The sequence below is a fragment of the Streptomyces sp. NPDC031265 genome, assembly GCF_055570295.1.
In genome coordinates this window covers 79,889-93,234 of sequence record NZ_JBVIHM010000012.1, presented here as the reverse complement: position 1 = coordinate 93,234, position 13,346 = coordinate 79,889, and the positions used below count along the sequence as shown (strand labels likewise).

Here is a 13,346-nt window from a genome sequence, read left to right as displayed (position 1 = left end):
ACGCATCCCTTCTGTGGGCCTGGACCGGCGGCCGCGGTGGGCCGTCCGGTGCGCCCCACCCTACGCACAGGGCCCCCACCGGCGGTGCCGGTGGGGGCCCTGGGGCGTGGAGGGTCAGCGCTTGCCGGACTTCAGGCGGGTGCCCGACCAGTCCTTGCCCACGCTGATGCTCTTGGCCGGGGAGAGGCCAGCAGTCTGCGCGGCGTCGTTGACGTCACTGGGCTCGACGTATCCGTCCCGGCCGGTCTTCGGAGTCAGCAGCCAGATGGTGCCGCCGTCCTCCAGGAGGCCGATGGCATCGACCAGGGCGTCCGTAAGGTCGCCGTCCTCGTCGCGGAACCAGAGCACGACGACGTCGGCGACGTCGTCATAGTCCTCGTCAACGATGTCCTGGCCAATCAGGGACTCGATGCCCTCGCGGAGATCCTGGTCGACGTCTTCGTCGTAACCGATCTCCTGGACCACCTGTCCGGGCTCGAACCCCAGCCTGATGGCCGGGTTGGTCCGCTCCTCCGCGTGGTCCGCGGTCGCGCTCACGGCTTGCCTCCTGATCTTGATTCGGTAAGTAATGCGGCCCCACGCACGCGCGAGGCTTGGGCGTAGTCCACACGGGCGGGACGAATCGCGCAAGTACCAGGCCCCCGAACCCGCTCTTTGGGGTGCAGTGTGCCCCCGGTAAGCGGCGAACCCGGGCCTGGTGGTGATTCATCCCACACCCTTGCAGATAGTTTGCACGCTTCTGCTCCGTGCGTACGCCAATCGGGGTGACGCGCCCTTTGGGGAACACCCGCACGGCTTGGGCGTAAGGTTGCGATTTGGGCGTCCGCACACCTCGTTACCCCTCGGTAGAGATGACGTTTGCGTCCTCGCGGTCCACGATGGGATGCGGCGCACCAACCCCGCACGCCCCCGACAGCGAAGGAACAGCGTGGCTTCCGGATCCGATCGCAATCCGATCATCATTGGCGGCCTTCCCAGTCAGGTCCCGGACTTCGATCCGGAGGAGACCGAGGAGTGGCTCGCCTCCCTGGACGCGGCGGTGGACGAGCGGGGGCGTGAGCGCGCCCGCTATCTGATGCTCCGCCTCATCGAGCGGGCCCGCGAGAAGCGCGTGGCCGTGCCCGAGATGCGCAGCACGGACTACGTCAACACGATCGCCACCAAGGACGAACCGTTCTTCCCCGGCAACGAGGAGATCGAGCGCAAGGTCCTCAACGCGACCCGCTGGAACGCCGCGGTGATGGTCTCGCGCGCACAGCGCCCGGGCATCGGGGTCGGCGGCCACATCGCCACCTTCGCCTCCTCCGCCTCCCTCTACGACGTGGGCTTCAACCACTTCTTCCGGGGCAAGGACGACGGCAAGGGCGGCGACCAGATCTTCTTCCAGGGGCACGCCTCCCCCGGCATCTACGCCCGCGCCTACCTCCTGGACCGCCTCAGCGAGCAGCAGCTCGACGCGTTCCGCCAGGAGAAGTCCAAGGCGCCGTACGGACTGTCCTCGTACCCGCACCCGCGTCTGATGCCGGACTTCTGGGAGTTCCCGACCGTCTCGATGGGCCTGGGCCCGCTCGGTGCGATCTACCAGGCGCGGATGAACCGCTACATGAAGGCGCGCGGCATCGCCGACACCTCCGACTCGCACGTGTGGGCGTACCTGGGCGACGGCGAGATGGACGAGCCGGAGTCTCTGGGCCAGCTCTCCATCGCCGCGCGCGAGAACCTCGACAACCTGACCTTCGTCGTCAACTGCAACCTCCAGCGCCTCGACGGCCCGGTGCGCGGCAACGGCAAGGTCATCCAGGAGCTGGAGTCGCAGTTCCGCGGCGCCGGATGGAACGTCATCAAGCTGGTCTGGGACCGCTCCTGGGACCCGCTGCTCGCCCAGGACCGCGACGGCATCCTCGTCAACAAGCTGAACACCACGCCGGACGGCCAGTTCCAGACGTACGCGACGGAGACCGGCGGCTACATCCGCGACCACTTCTTCGGCGGCGACCACCGGCTGCGCGCCATGGTCGAGAACATGACCGACCAGCAGATCCAGCACCTGGGCCGCGGCGGTCACGACCACAAGAAGGTGTACGCGGCGTACGCGGCGGCCAAGGCGCACAAGGGCCAGCCGACCGTGATCCTCGCCCAGACCGTCAAGGGCTGGACGCTCGGCCCGAACTTCGAGGGCCGCAACGCGACCCACCAGATGAAGAAGCTGACGGTCGAGGACCTCAAGCGCTTCCGCGACCGGCTGCACATCCCGATCACGGACGCCCAGCTGGAGGCCGGCGCCCCGCCGTACTACCACCCGGGCCGCAACTCCGAAGAGATCCAGTACATGCACGACCGCCGCAAGGGGCTCGGCGGCTATGTGCCGACCCGTGTGGTGCGCGCCAAGCCGCTGCCGCTACCGGAGGACAAGACGTACGCGGCCGCGAAGAAGGGCTCGGGAGCGCAGTCGATCGCCACCACCATGGCGTTCGTCCGCATCCTGAAGGACCTCATGCGGGACAAGGAGATCGGCAGGCGGTTCGTGCTGATCGCGCCGGACGAGTACCGCACGTTCGGCATGGACGCGTTCTTCCCGAGTGCGAAGATCTACAACCCCCTCGGCCAGCAGTACGAGGCGGTCGACCGTGATCTGCTGCTCGCCTACAAGGAGTCCCCGACCGGTCAGATGCTGCACGACGGCATCTCCGAGGCGGGCTGCACGGCCTCGCTGATCGCCGCGGGCTCGGCGTACGCGACGCACGGCGAGCCGCTGATCCCGGTCTACGTCTTCTACTCGATGTTCGGTTTCCAGCGCACCGGCGACCAGTTCTGGCAGATGGCCGACCAGCTCTCGCGCGGTTTCGTCCTGGGCGCGACCGCCGGCCGCACCACGCTGACCGGCGAGGGTCTCCAGCACGCCGACGGCCACTCGCATCTGCTCGCCTCGACCAACCCGGGCTGTGTCGCCTACGACCCGGCGTTCGGGTACGAGATCGCGCACATCGTCCAGGACGGTCTGCGCCGGATGTACGGGGAGACCGCCGACGGCAAGCCCGGCGAGGACGTCTTCTACTACCTGACCGTCTACAACGAGCCGATCCAGCACCCGGCCGAGCCGGCGGACGTAGACGTGGACGGCATCCTCAAGGGCATCCACCGCTACGCCCCCGGGACCGCGGGCACCATCCCGGCGCAGATCATGGCGTCCGGCGTGGCCGTCCCGTGGGCCATCGAGGCGCAGCGGATCCTCGCCGAGGAGTGGAACGTACGGGCCGACGTCTGGTCCGCGACCTCCTGGAACGAGCTGCGGCGCGACGCCGTCGAGGTGGAGGAGCACAACCTGCTCCATCCGGAGGAGGAGCAGCGCGTCCCGTACGTCACGCGCAAGCTGACCGGCGCCGAGGGGCCGTTCGTGGCCGTCTCGGACTGGATGCGGGCCGTGCCGGACCAGATCTCGCGCTGGGTGCCCGGCCGGTACACCTCGCTGGGCGCCGACGGGTTCGGCTTCGCCGACACCCGGGGCGCGGCGCGGCGCTTCTTCCACATCGACGCCCAGTCGATCGTCCTGGCAGTGCTCACCGAGCTCGCCCGGGACAACAAGGTGGACCGCTCGGTTCTGAAGCAGGCCGTCGACCGCTACCAGCTGCTCGACGTCACCGCGGCGGACCCGGGGGCCGCAGGGGGCGACGCGTAGCCGTCACGTTTCCGCAGGGCGGTGGGACCGGTTCCGGTCCCACCGCCCTTCGGCGTTCGTATGACCGCTTCACCGCTTTTACGATGCGCACATGAAGCAACTACCCGCACAGACGCGGTGGGAGCGGCGGACCCAGTGGCCGCTGCTCGCGCTGGCCGTCTCCTTCGCCCTGGCGTACACCGTGCCCGTCGTCCACCCCGGGGCGGGGACCGGGGTGCAGGACGTGTGTGTCGGCGTGGAGTGGGTGGTGTGGGGCGCGTTCGCCTGCGACTACCTGGTGCGGCTCGCCCTGTCCGGGCAGCGGCTGCTGTTCGTCCGCACCCACTGGCTGGACCTGCTCGCGGTGGTGCTGCCGCTGATCCAGCCGCTGCGGCTGCTCCGGGTCGTCTCCACGCTCGCCCTGGTGGGGCGGCGGGCGCGGATGGCCCCGCAGATACAGCTGACCGTCTATGTCGGCGGGGCGGTGGTCGGGCTGCTGATGTTCGGCTCGCTGGCCGTCCTGGAGGTGGAGCGGGGCGCGCCGGCCGGGAACATCAAGACACTGGGCGACGCCGTGTGGTGGTCGTTCACCACGATGACCACCGTCGGCTACGGCGATCACGCGCCGACCACCGGGCTCGGGCGGCTCATCGCGGTGGGCCTGATGCTGTCCGGCATCGCCCTGCTCGGTGTGGTGACGGCGAACATCGCGGCCTGGTTCATCTCCCGCTTCGAGCGCGACGGCGAGGAGGAGCGGCGCCAGACCGCGCTCCTGGAGACGCTCACCCAGGAGGTGCGGTCGCTGCGCGGGCAGGTGGCGGAGCTGGCGGGCGGGACGGAGTGCGCCTGCGAGCGCGGCCCCCGCAGCGCGCCCCTGCCCTGACGGGGCACTCACCGCCCCTCAGCTCTGCCAGACCTTGAACGCCCGCACCCGGTAAGGGTTCCGGGGCACCCAGGACCCGCCGCCCGGATGTGTGTCGAACTCGGCCGTCTCCGCGCACTCCTCCGACTGGTACGCCGTCACCGGGCGGCCCGTCCGGTTGGCGAGGGACACGGCGTCCGTGCCGGGCGGTAACGCCGTACAGCTCTCGATCTCGATGTTCCTCAGGTCGTACACCTGCCGGGCCCCCTTGAAGTCCGGCTGCTTCCAGAGGCACAGCTCGCCGGGCGCGCAGGCACCGAGGCGCGGCGGGGCGGCCGCCCGGGCCGGGGCGGGCAGCAGGAACGCGGTGGCGGCGAGGACGGCCGCGGCTGTTGTCTGTGTACGCATGGCTGGGTCAACCCCCGTGTCATCGGCTTCGGTTGACAAGTGAACGCACCCCGATCACCCCGAGTTTCCTTCCGGCCCCACTTCACCCGGACAGGTGAAGCCCCGCCGGATCGCTGACGACCGAGTGCGAAGGACTGAACACGGAGAGCGATCAGCGGCCGCGCGTCGCCGTGGCCGCCTTCGCCGGTGTGACGAGAATCGCGGGCGGCCCGTGGGGGCGGGGTGAGGGCACCGGCATGGACACCTTGCGGCGGCCGACCGAAGCCCGTCCCGACCAGCTGGGACCGGCCCTCGGGGACGGCCGGCGCGCCTGATCACCAGGGGCGCGAACCGCACGGAGCGTACGCCCGCACGCGCGGTGGGTGAGACCTCCCCACCCTCCACGACCTGTTCAAACGTGATCTGAGTCACTGTCACCGCAGTGGGCCTCCCGGGCCTCCTACTCTGTACCGCAGTGACTTCCTTCGACTCCTCCCCCACACTCAACGTCTGGCGCGCCCTGCTCGCGCTCGCCGTCGTGTTCATGATGCTCGCGACCTCGGGCTGGACCGCGGTCCGCGGCCACCAGGTGTCGACCGAGCCGCGCTCGGTCGCCCTCGCCGCCTGGGCGAAGGGCACCCTCGACGGCGAGAAGCTCCCCGCCCCGGACACCTCACCGCGCCGGCTCACCCGCTTCTTCGCCTCCCTGACGGCCGTCGAGCGCACCGACCTGGTCCGGCGCTACCCGCTGGTCGTCGGCAACCTCAACGGCGCGCCGGTCCCGCTGCGCTACACGGCGAACCGGCTGTCCCTCGTCGAGGCGCGCGACACCGAACGCGCCCGGATGCACGACAGCCGGCTCACCACCGACGGCCGCCAGAGCGCGGGCCGCCGGATGCACCGGTACGAGTCGCTGCTCGCCGGTGACCGGCAGATCCTCGCCTTCGACCCGTCGGACAGCGGCCGCGTCGCCGAGGTCTTCGGCGACCTCGAACACGCCGAGCGCATCTCGATGGTCGTCCCGGGCGTCGACACGAACGTCATGACGTTCGAGAAGAGCACCCGCAAGTACTCCGCCCCGGTGGGCATGGCGCAGTCGCTGTACGCGGCGGAGCGCGCGGCCGGCCCGCGCACCCGCACCGCGGTGATCGCCTGGGCCGACTACACCACCCCGTCCGGGCTCGGCATCGACTCCGCGATCGGCCGGCTGGCCGAGGACGGCGCGGTCCGGCTCGACAAGCTGGTCCGCTCCCTGCCGGGGAACGCGCCGGTCTCCCTCTTCTGCCACAGCTACGGCTCAGTGCTGTGCGGCGTCGGCGCGCACCGGCTGCCGCCCCGGGTGGTCGACATAGCGGTCGCGGGCAGCCCCGGAATGCGCACCCAGAGCGCCTCCCACCTGGGCACCTCGGCCCGGGTGTGGGCGATGCGGGACCGCGACGACTGGATCGAGGACGTGCCGCACCTGGACGTCGCCGGCCTGGGCCACGGCGCGGACCCGGTCTCCTCCGGGTTCGGCGCGCGGGTGCTCTCGGCGGCCGGTGCCGTCGGCCACGGGGGCTATTTCGAGCCGGGCACACAGAGTCTCGCCAACTTCGCCGCGATAGGCGTCGGTTCGTACCAGTCCGTCAGCTGTCTCAAAGCCAATTCGGCCTGCCAGCGCGGTATTTTCGGCGCGGACGCGGCCTGACGCGCGTAGAAGTCGGCGCCGCCGCAGACGTACGTGTGACATTGCGGCCGGCGCCGAGGGGGGACGCGCGGGCGCGCGCCGCCTACGATGAGGTGCATGGGTGATGTGCTGGCCGGAATTCATGCCACCTGGGAGTTCGAGCCCGACTCCGTACTCATCCGCTTCGAACGGGGGATCCGCACGCCGAAGCTGTTCACGGCGCTGCGCGAACGGCGCATCCCCCACGAAGCGTTGGAGTCGGTGACGCTGACCCAGGGCAAGCGCGGCACGGTGGTGCTGCACGCGGTGCCGAGACCGGGCGCCGACCCGCTGATGGAGGCCGCGGCGGGACAGCTCAAGGACGGGTGCGACCCGTACCGCCTGGTGCTGCCCGCGGAGCGCGAGACGCTCGCCGAGTACTACGCGGACGAGCTGCGCGCGCTGCTCGCACCGGACGCGGCGGAGCCTTCGGAGCGGTACGTGGTGGCGGCGCCCGAGCTGCCGCAGAGCTTCAAGGCGTACGACGGGAAGGCCTCCTTCGACGGCCGCCAGGTGTCGTTCCGCTGGTTCTGGACGGGCGCCTCCTCGGCGAAGTGGAAGGCGGGTGACCAGACGTTCCCGCTGGCGTCGCTGTGCGGGGTCGAGTGGCGCTCGCCGGAGGTCTTCGACGGCCATCTGCGGCTGGTGCGGCGCGACGCCGAGGCCACCGCGCCGCAGGCCGACCAGGACCCGGCGGCGGTCGTCTTCGGCCTCGGGTACGGGCCGGTCCACGAGTCCCTGCCGTTCGCTGCGGCGGTCCTCCAGGCGATCCGGGGCGCGGCCGGCGCGCCGGTCCCGGTGGCCCACGCGTCCCCCGGGCGGCGCGACCCGGCGGACATCGCCGAAAGGATCCGGCACCTGGGTGAGCTCCATCAGGCCGGGCTGGTGACGGACGCGGAATTCAGCGCGAAGAAGGCGGAGTTGCTGGCGGAGCTGTAGACAGCCCCTCCGGCAGCTGAGGAGCGGGGTCCGGGGCCGAGCCCCGAGGCCCGCTCCCCGGCCGCCTAGGCTGATCGCGCCATGAACAACGCGCCCCGCACTATGCTCAGCTCCCTCGTCCTGGCCCTTCGCACCCCGGCCGAGTCCGTCGAGCCACTCCTCGCGCGAGCGCCGCGGCGGTGGCAGCGGATGACCCCGTACGCCGTCGTCCTCTGCTTCGTCGTGGTGCTGCTCCCGATCACGATCACCGTGCTGATGCACGACTACAAGGCGCCCGGCGGCTGGGCGGGGGCGCTCGCCGTGGCGCAGACCGCGCCGCTGCTGCTCGCCGTGACCCGGCCGCTCCAGGCGTGGTGGATCGTGTTCGCCGCCGACGTGGTGGGCGCGGTGGTGCTCTCGGGCACCCAGGGGATGGAGGGGCGGCCCTGGCCGTGGACGCCGATGGTGATCGTCGGCTATCTGCTGCTGATGGCGTGCCTGGGGCTGCGCGCCGCGCCCCGTACGCTCGTCGCGGTCTGGCTGGTGACCGGCGCGGCCGGGGTGGCGCTGTCGGCGATGGAACCGGCGTACGCGACCTCCGCGACCAACATCCACGTCCTGATGTTCGTGCTCAGCGGGGTGATCCTGCTGCTCACCGGCGCGCTGCGCGGCCGGGGCGAGGCGGAGCGCCTGCTCGCCGAGCAGGCGGCGATCAGCGAGGCGGAGCACGCCCAGCGGACCCTCCTGGAGGAGCGCGCCCGGATCGCCCGCGAGCTGCACGACGTGGTCGCCCACCACATGTCGGTGATCACCGTGCAGGCCGACTCCGCGCCGTACCGCATCCAGGGTCTGCCCGCCGAGGCGCGGGAGGAGTTCTCCACGATCGCGGCGAGCGCGCGGGAGTCGCTGAGCGAGATGCGGCGGCTGCTCGCGGTGCTGCGCAGTGACGGCAGCGAGGGCGAGCGGGCCCCGCAGCCGGGCGTCGACCGGGTGCAGCAGCTGGTCGAGGCGACGGTACGGGCGGGGGTGCCCGCCGAGTCGGCGCTGTCGGCGGACCTGCCGGGGCTGCCGCCCGCCGTGGACCTCTCGGCGTACCGGATCGTGCAGGAGGCGCTGGCGAACGTGGTCCGGCACGCGCCGGGCGCGCCGACGCGCGTCTCGGTCGGCTCGGACGGCACGGACCTGCTGGTGGTGGTCGTCAACGGGCCCGCCGCCGAGCCCCGTTCGGCCCTGGAGACGACGGGGACGGGGCACGGGCTGGTCGGGATGCGCGAGCGCGTACGGTTGACCGGCGGAACGCTGGACACCGGTCCGCTGCCGGACGGCGGCTTCCGGGTCGCGGCCCGGCTCCCGCTGCACACGCCTCTCTCCGACAGCTCCGAGGACACCCGTTGACCATTCGCGTGATCATCGTCGACGACCAGGCCATGGTGCGGGCGGGGTTCGCCGCGCTGCTCTCCGCGCAGGCGGACATCGACGTGGTGGGCGAGGCGCCCGACGGCAGGCAGGGCATCGAGGTCTCCCGCCGCACGCATCCCGACGTGGTGCTGATGGACGTCCGGATGCCGGAGATGGACGGGCTCGCGGCGGCGCGGGAGCTCCTCGACCCGCCGCGCGGGGTGGTCCACCGGCCGAAGGTCCTGATGCTGACGACCTTCGACGTGGACGACTACGTGTACGAGGCGCTGCGGGCCGGGGCGTCCGGGTTCCTGCTGAAGGACGCGCCGCCGGCGGATCTGATCGCGGCGGTACGGGTGGTCGCGGCGGGCGAGGCGCTGCTCGCGCCCTCGGTGACGCGCCGTCTGATCGCGGACTTCGCCAAGCAGCGCCCGGCGGTCCGCAAGGCCCCGTCCCTGCGGCTGAACGGGCTCACCCCGCGCGAGACGGAGGTCCTGGAACTGATCGCCCGGGGCCTGTCCAACCAGGAGATCGCGGCGCGCCTGATCCTCGCGGAGCAGACCGTGAAGACCCACATCGGCCGCGTCCTGGCCAAGCTGGAGCTGCGCGACCGGGCGCAGGCGGTGATCTTCGCGTACGAGTCGGGGCTGGTGTCGCCGGGGGCGTAGTTCCGTGGGGCCGCAGACCCCGTACACCCCCTACCCCAGTAGCACCCCCCACTTGGCACCCCGGTGTGACGCCCCCGCACCCACCCTCTTCCTACCTTCCTCCTCGCAACGCCACACCACAGCGAGGAAAGGCAGGGCCACGCAATGCGCCGCTTCGGGAGGACCCTGGTCGCCGCCGCGCTGACCGTGACGGCCGTCGCGGGGACCGCCGGGTGGGCCTCGGCCGGGAGTCAGCAGGCGGTGGTGGGGCCGCCGCCGGGGGCCGCCGCCTGGGTGGCCGACACCGTGCTCGGGCGCCGGCTGCCCGACCCGGCCACCGCCTCACCGCGCGAAGTGGCGCTGTTCTTCGCCGGGTTGAGCCACCGGCAGTGCCAGGACCTGGTGCGGCGGCACCCGTTGACCGTGGGGAATCTCGACGGCGCTCCCGTCTCCCTGCGGTACGAGGCCAATCGGCTCGCCCTCGCCGCCGCGCACGACCCTCGCTACGACCGGCTCGCCGGGCCCGGTCACCGCGTCCTGGCCTTCGACCCGCGCGGGCGCGGGCAGGTGGCCGAGGTGTACGGGGACCTGGAGCGGGCCGAGCACGTGTCCGTGGTGGTGCCGGGGTCGGACATCGACGCGGGCAACTTCGACCGGAGCAGCGACCCTTACGGCACCCCGGCCGGGATGGCCTCCTCGCTGCGGGCCGCGACCGGGGGCCGTACCGCCGTGGTCGCCTGGACCGGCTACACCACCCCCGTCGGCCTCGGCGTCGACGCGGTCACCGAGGACCTGGCCAAGGCGGGCGCGACCCGGCTCGCCCGGTTCACCGAGGGCCTGGCGGCCGTGGGCCTCCCGGATCCGGCGCTGTTCTGCCACAGCTACGGCTCGGTGGTGTGCGGCCTCGCCGCCCCGCGCGTCGTCGCCTCCGACCTCGTGGTGCTCGGCTCCCCCGGCATGCACGCCGACACCGCCGCCGACCTGGGCACCGACGCCCGGGTGTGGGCCGCCAAGGACCCCTCGGACTGGATCTCGTACGTACCGAACGTGCGGTTCCTGGGGATGGGGCACGGGGAAGATCCCACTGATCCGGACTTCGGGGCGCGGCGCGTGGACGCCTCCGACGCCCAGGGGCACACCGGCTACTTCGCGCCCGGCACTGCTTCCCTGCGCCAGTTCGCCGCCATCGCGACGGGCGACGCGTGATGCCGGGGCCGCGCGCGTCGCGGCGCCGGGCACCGGCTGCGGGGGTCAGCCCTCGCGTCCCACCGACGTGGACGACATGTCCGGGTAGCGGTCGCCCGCCACCCGGTCCGCGATCGGCTCAAGCGTGGCCAGTTCCCGGGCGGTCAGGGTGATACGGGTCGCGGCCGCGTTCTCCAGGAGGCGGGTGCGCTTGCGGGTGCCCGGGATCGGGACCACCGTCAGAGCGTGCACCTGGGCGCGCTGCTGCACCCAGGCGAGGGCGATCTGCGCGGTGGTCGCCCCGCGCTCGGCGGCGATCTTGTGCAGCGGCTCCAGGAGCGCGGTGTTGGCGCGGGCGTTGTCACCGGTGAAGCGCGGCTGGTGGCGGCGGAAGTCGCTGCCCGACAGCTCCTTCGCCGCGTCGGCGAACGCGCCCGTCAGGAAGCCGCGCCCGAGCGGCGAGTACGGCACGAAGGTCACGCCGAGCTCGGCCGCGGCGCCGACCGCGCTGCGCTCGACGTCCCGGCTGAAGACCGACCACTCCGACTGGAGGGCGGCGATGGGGTGCACCGCGTACGCCTCGCGCAGCTCGGCGCCGGTCACCTCGCTCAGGCCCAGGTGCTTGACCTTGCCTTCCCGTACGAGGTCGGCCATCGCGCCCACCGACTCGGCGAACGGGACGCCGGGGTCGCGGCGGTGCATGTAGTAGAGGTCGATGACCTCGACGTTCAGGCGGCGCAGGCTCGCCTCGACGGCCTTCTTGATGTAGGCCGGATCGTTGCGGACAGCCCGGTAGCCCGGGTCGTCGGCGCGGCGCTCGATGGCGAACTTGGTGGCCAGGGTGATCTCGTCGCGGTGGGCGGCGAGGAACGGGGCCAGGAACTCCTCGTTGGCGCCGGACCCGTAGATGTCGGCGGTGTCGATCAGCGTGACGCCCGCCTCGACGGTCGCCTCCAGGGTGTCGCGTGCGGCGGCCTCGTCGGTCTCGCCGTAGAACTCGCTGATGCCCATGGCGCCGAAGCCCTGGACGCCGATCTCGGGGCCGCCGTCGCCGAGGCGTACGGTGGCGATCTTCTCGGTGTTCGTGCTCATAGCCGTTCAGGCCCTCTCCGACGCCCGCCGGGCGTCCGCGTAAAAGTCGATCTTGTGATCGAGGACGGCGAGCGTGTCCTGGAGCTCCGCCATGCGTGTGATGACATCGCGCCGGGTCTGCTCCAGGAGCTCCTGCCGTTCGTCGAAGGTGTGCTCGCCCTCGCGGACCAGCTCGGCGTACCGGACCATGTCCGCGACCGGCATCCCGGTCAGCCGCAGCTTGGTGACGAAGGCCAGCCAGTCGAGGTCCTTGTTGGTGAAGCGCCGCTGCCCGGTGTGCGAGCGGTCCACGTGCGGCATCAGGCCGATCCGCTCGTACCAGCGCAGGGTGTGCGCGGTGAGTCCGCTGAGGGCGGAGACCTCGCTGATCGTGTAGCGGTCCTGGCCCTCGGGTCGGGGGTGTGACGGGCGGGTCTTGCACAGGTCCACGACCGCCGACTTCACAGGGATGCTCTCGATCACCGTCATGACCCCCACGCTAGAACGTTGGAGCGCACTCCAAGCAAGTGGAATCGGAGGGCGGTTTCCGCGACCGTTTAGGCTCATACGCATGAAGAGCCTGGCGCTGATCGAGAACTGGCCCGTGCCGCACGCGGCGGCCGCCGTCGTCCGTGCGGACGGCACCGTCGCCGGGGCGCACGGCCCGACCGGGCAGCGCTTCCCGCTCGCCTCCGTCACCAAGCCGCTCGCCGCGTACGCCGCGCTCGTCGCGTACGAGGAGGGCGCCGTCGAGCTGGACGAGCCCGCGGGGCCTCGGGGCTCGACCGTGCGCCATCTGCTCGCGCACACCTCGGGGCTCGCCTTCGACGAGCACCGGGTGATGGGTGCGCCCGGGGAGCGGCGGCTCTACTCCAACGCCGGGTTCGAGGTCCTGGGCGACCACATCGCGAAGCGGACCGGGATCCCGTTCGCCGACTATCTGCGCGAGGGCGTCCTCGAACCGCTCGGGATGACGTCGACGTCGCTCGACGGCTCGCCCGCCAAGGACGGCGTCTCGACCGTCGACGACCTGGTGCGGTTCGCGGCGGAGGTGCAGGCGCCGCAGCTGCTGCACCCGATGACGGTCGCGGAGGCGATGACGGTGCAGTACCCGGGCACGAAGGGCGTCCTGCCGGGGTACGGGCACCAGAACCCCAACGACTGGGGCCTCGGGTTCGAGATCCGGTCCGCCAAGTCCCCGCACTGGACGGGGAGTTCGTCCTCGCCCCGCACCTTCGGCCACTTCGGCCAGTCCGGCACGTTCCTGTGGGTCGACCCGCGGGCGTCGGCGGCGTGCGTCGCCCTGACGGACCGGACGTTCGGGGCGTGGGCGGTGGAGGCGTGGCCTGCGTTCACGGACGCGGTGCTGGCCGAGCTGGGATAGTTCCCCACCCCACCCCGCCCCTTCCCGAAAGCCCTCAGCCGGGCGGCTGGTTCGTCGGCCGCGGGCCGGTGGGGGGGGGGGGGGGGGGGGGGGGGGGGGGGGGGGGTGGGGGTGGGGGGGGGGGGGGGGGGGGG

Annotated in this window: 12 protein-coding genes; 8 read left to right on the top strand and 4 right to left on the bottom strand. The window is 72.0% G+C overall.

Annotated features, from left to right (window positions below):
• Nucleotides 1-114: 114 nt before the first annotated feature.
• On the bottom strand, nucleotides 115-537 hold the full coding sequence (locus ACZ499_RS19925; protein ID WP_371652548.1) for a DUF3052 domain-containing protein: 423 nt from the start codon (nucleotides 535-537) through the stop codon (nucleotides 115-117).
• A 391-nt stretch (nucleotides 538-928) separates the two neighbouring features.
• Here ACZ499_RS19925 and aceE point away from each other — a divergent pair, with 391 nt between their 5' ends.
• A complete protein-coding gene (gene aceE, locus ACZ499_RS19920; RefSeq protein WP_468676586.1) occupies nucleotides 929-3,676 on the top strand; it encodes a pyruvate dehydrogenase (acetyl-transferring), homodimeric type in 2,748 nt (915 codons plus the stop codon).
• Between the two features lie 91 nt (nucleotides 3,677-3,767).
• The gene (locus tag ACZ499_RS19915) at nucleotides 3,768-4,538 is read left to right on the top strand and encodes a potassium channel family protein (RefSeq protein WP_468676585.1); all 771 of its coding nucleotides are present in this window, start codon (nucleotides 3,768-3,770) and stop codon (nucleotides 4,536-4,538) included.
• Between the two features lie 18 nt (nucleotides 4,539-4,556).
• Here ACZ499_RS19915 and ACZ499_RS19910 read toward each other — a convergent pair whose 3' ends face one another.
• On the bottom strand, nucleotides 4,557-4,925 hold the full coding sequence (locus ACZ499_RS19910) for a peptidase inhibitor family I36 protein (protein WP_468676583.1): 369 nt from the start codon (nucleotides 4,923-4,925) through the stop codon (nucleotides 4,557-4,559).
• Between the two features lie 454 nt (nucleotides 4,926-5,379).
• On the opposite strand from ACZ499_RS19910, the gene ACZ499_RS19905 reads away from it, so the two are divergent.
• The 5 genes from ACZ499_RS19905 to ACZ499_RS19885 all read left to right on the top strand — a co-directional run bounded on the left by ACZ499_RS19905 (nucleotide 5,380) and on the right by ACZ499_RS19885 (nucleotide 10,778).
• On the top strand, nucleotides 5,380-6,591 hold the full coding sequence (locus ACZ499_RS19905; protein ID WP_468676581.1) for an alpha/beta hydrolase: 1,212 nt from the start codon (nucleotides 5,380-5,382) through the stop codon (nucleotides 6,589-6,591).
• A gap of 96 nt (nucleotides 6,592-6,687) precedes the next feature.
• The gene (locus ACZ499_RS19900; RefSeq protein ID WP_468676579.1) at nucleotides 6,688-7,548 is read left to right on the top strand and encodes a DUF4429 domain-containing protein; all 861 of its coding nucleotides are present in this window, start codon (nucleotides 6,688-6,690) and stop codon (nucleotides 7,546-7,548) included.
• An 81-nt stretch (nucleotides 7,549-7,629) separates the two neighbouring features.
• Nucleotides 7,630-8,922, top strand: coding sequence for a sensor histidine kinase (locus ACZ499_RS19895; RefSeq protein WP_468676578.1), 1,293 nt, complete (start codon nucleotides 7,630-7,632; stop codon nucleotides 8,920-8,922).
• Nucleotides 8,919-9,593 (top strand): response regulator, encoded by a 675-nt coding sequence (locus tag ACZ499_RS19890; RefSeq protein WP_468676576.1) that lies wholly within the window; start codon nucleotides 8,919-8,921, stop codon nucleotides 9,591-9,593. Before ACZ499_RS19895 ends, ACZ499_RS19890 begins: the two co-directional genes overlap by 4 nt.
• Before the next feature lie 144 nt (nucleotides 9,594-9,737).
• On the top strand, nucleotides 9,738-10,778 hold the full coding sequence (locus tag ACZ499_RS19885; RefSeq protein ID WP_468676574.1) for an alpha/beta hydrolase: 1,041 nt from the start codon (nucleotides 9,738-9,740) through the stop codon (nucleotides 10,776-10,778).
• 45 nt (nucleotides 10,779-10,823) lie between these two features.
• Here the strand turns inward: ACZ499_RS19885 and ACZ499_RS19880 are convergent, their stop codons facing one another.
• On the bottom strand, nucleotides 10,824-11,849 hold the full coding sequence (locus tag ACZ499_RS19880; RefSeq protein WP_468676573.1) for an aldo/keto reductase: 1,026 nt from the start codon (nucleotides 11,847-11,849) through the stop codon (nucleotides 10,824-10,826).
• Nucleotides 11,850-11,855: 6 nt separating this feature from the next.
• Nucleotides 11,856-12,317 carry a MerR family transcriptional regulator gene (locus ACZ499_RS19875; protein WP_371652558.1) on the bottom strand — a complete coding sequence of 154 codons (462 nt, stop codon included), beginning with the start codon at nucleotides 12,315-12,317 and terminating at the stop codon, nucleotides 11,856-11,858.
• A gap of 76 nt (nucleotides 12,318-12,393) precedes the next feature.
• On the opposite strand from ACZ499_RS19875, the gene ACZ499_RS19870 reads away from it, so the two are divergent.
• On the top strand, nucleotides 12,394-13,212 hold the full coding sequence (locus ACZ499_RS19870; RefSeq protein WP_468676832.1) for a serine hydrolase domain-containing protein: 819 nt from the start codon (nucleotides 12,394-12,396) through the stop codon (nucleotides 13,210-13,212).
• The last annotated feature ends 134 nt before the right edge of the window (nucleotides 13,213-13,346 follow it).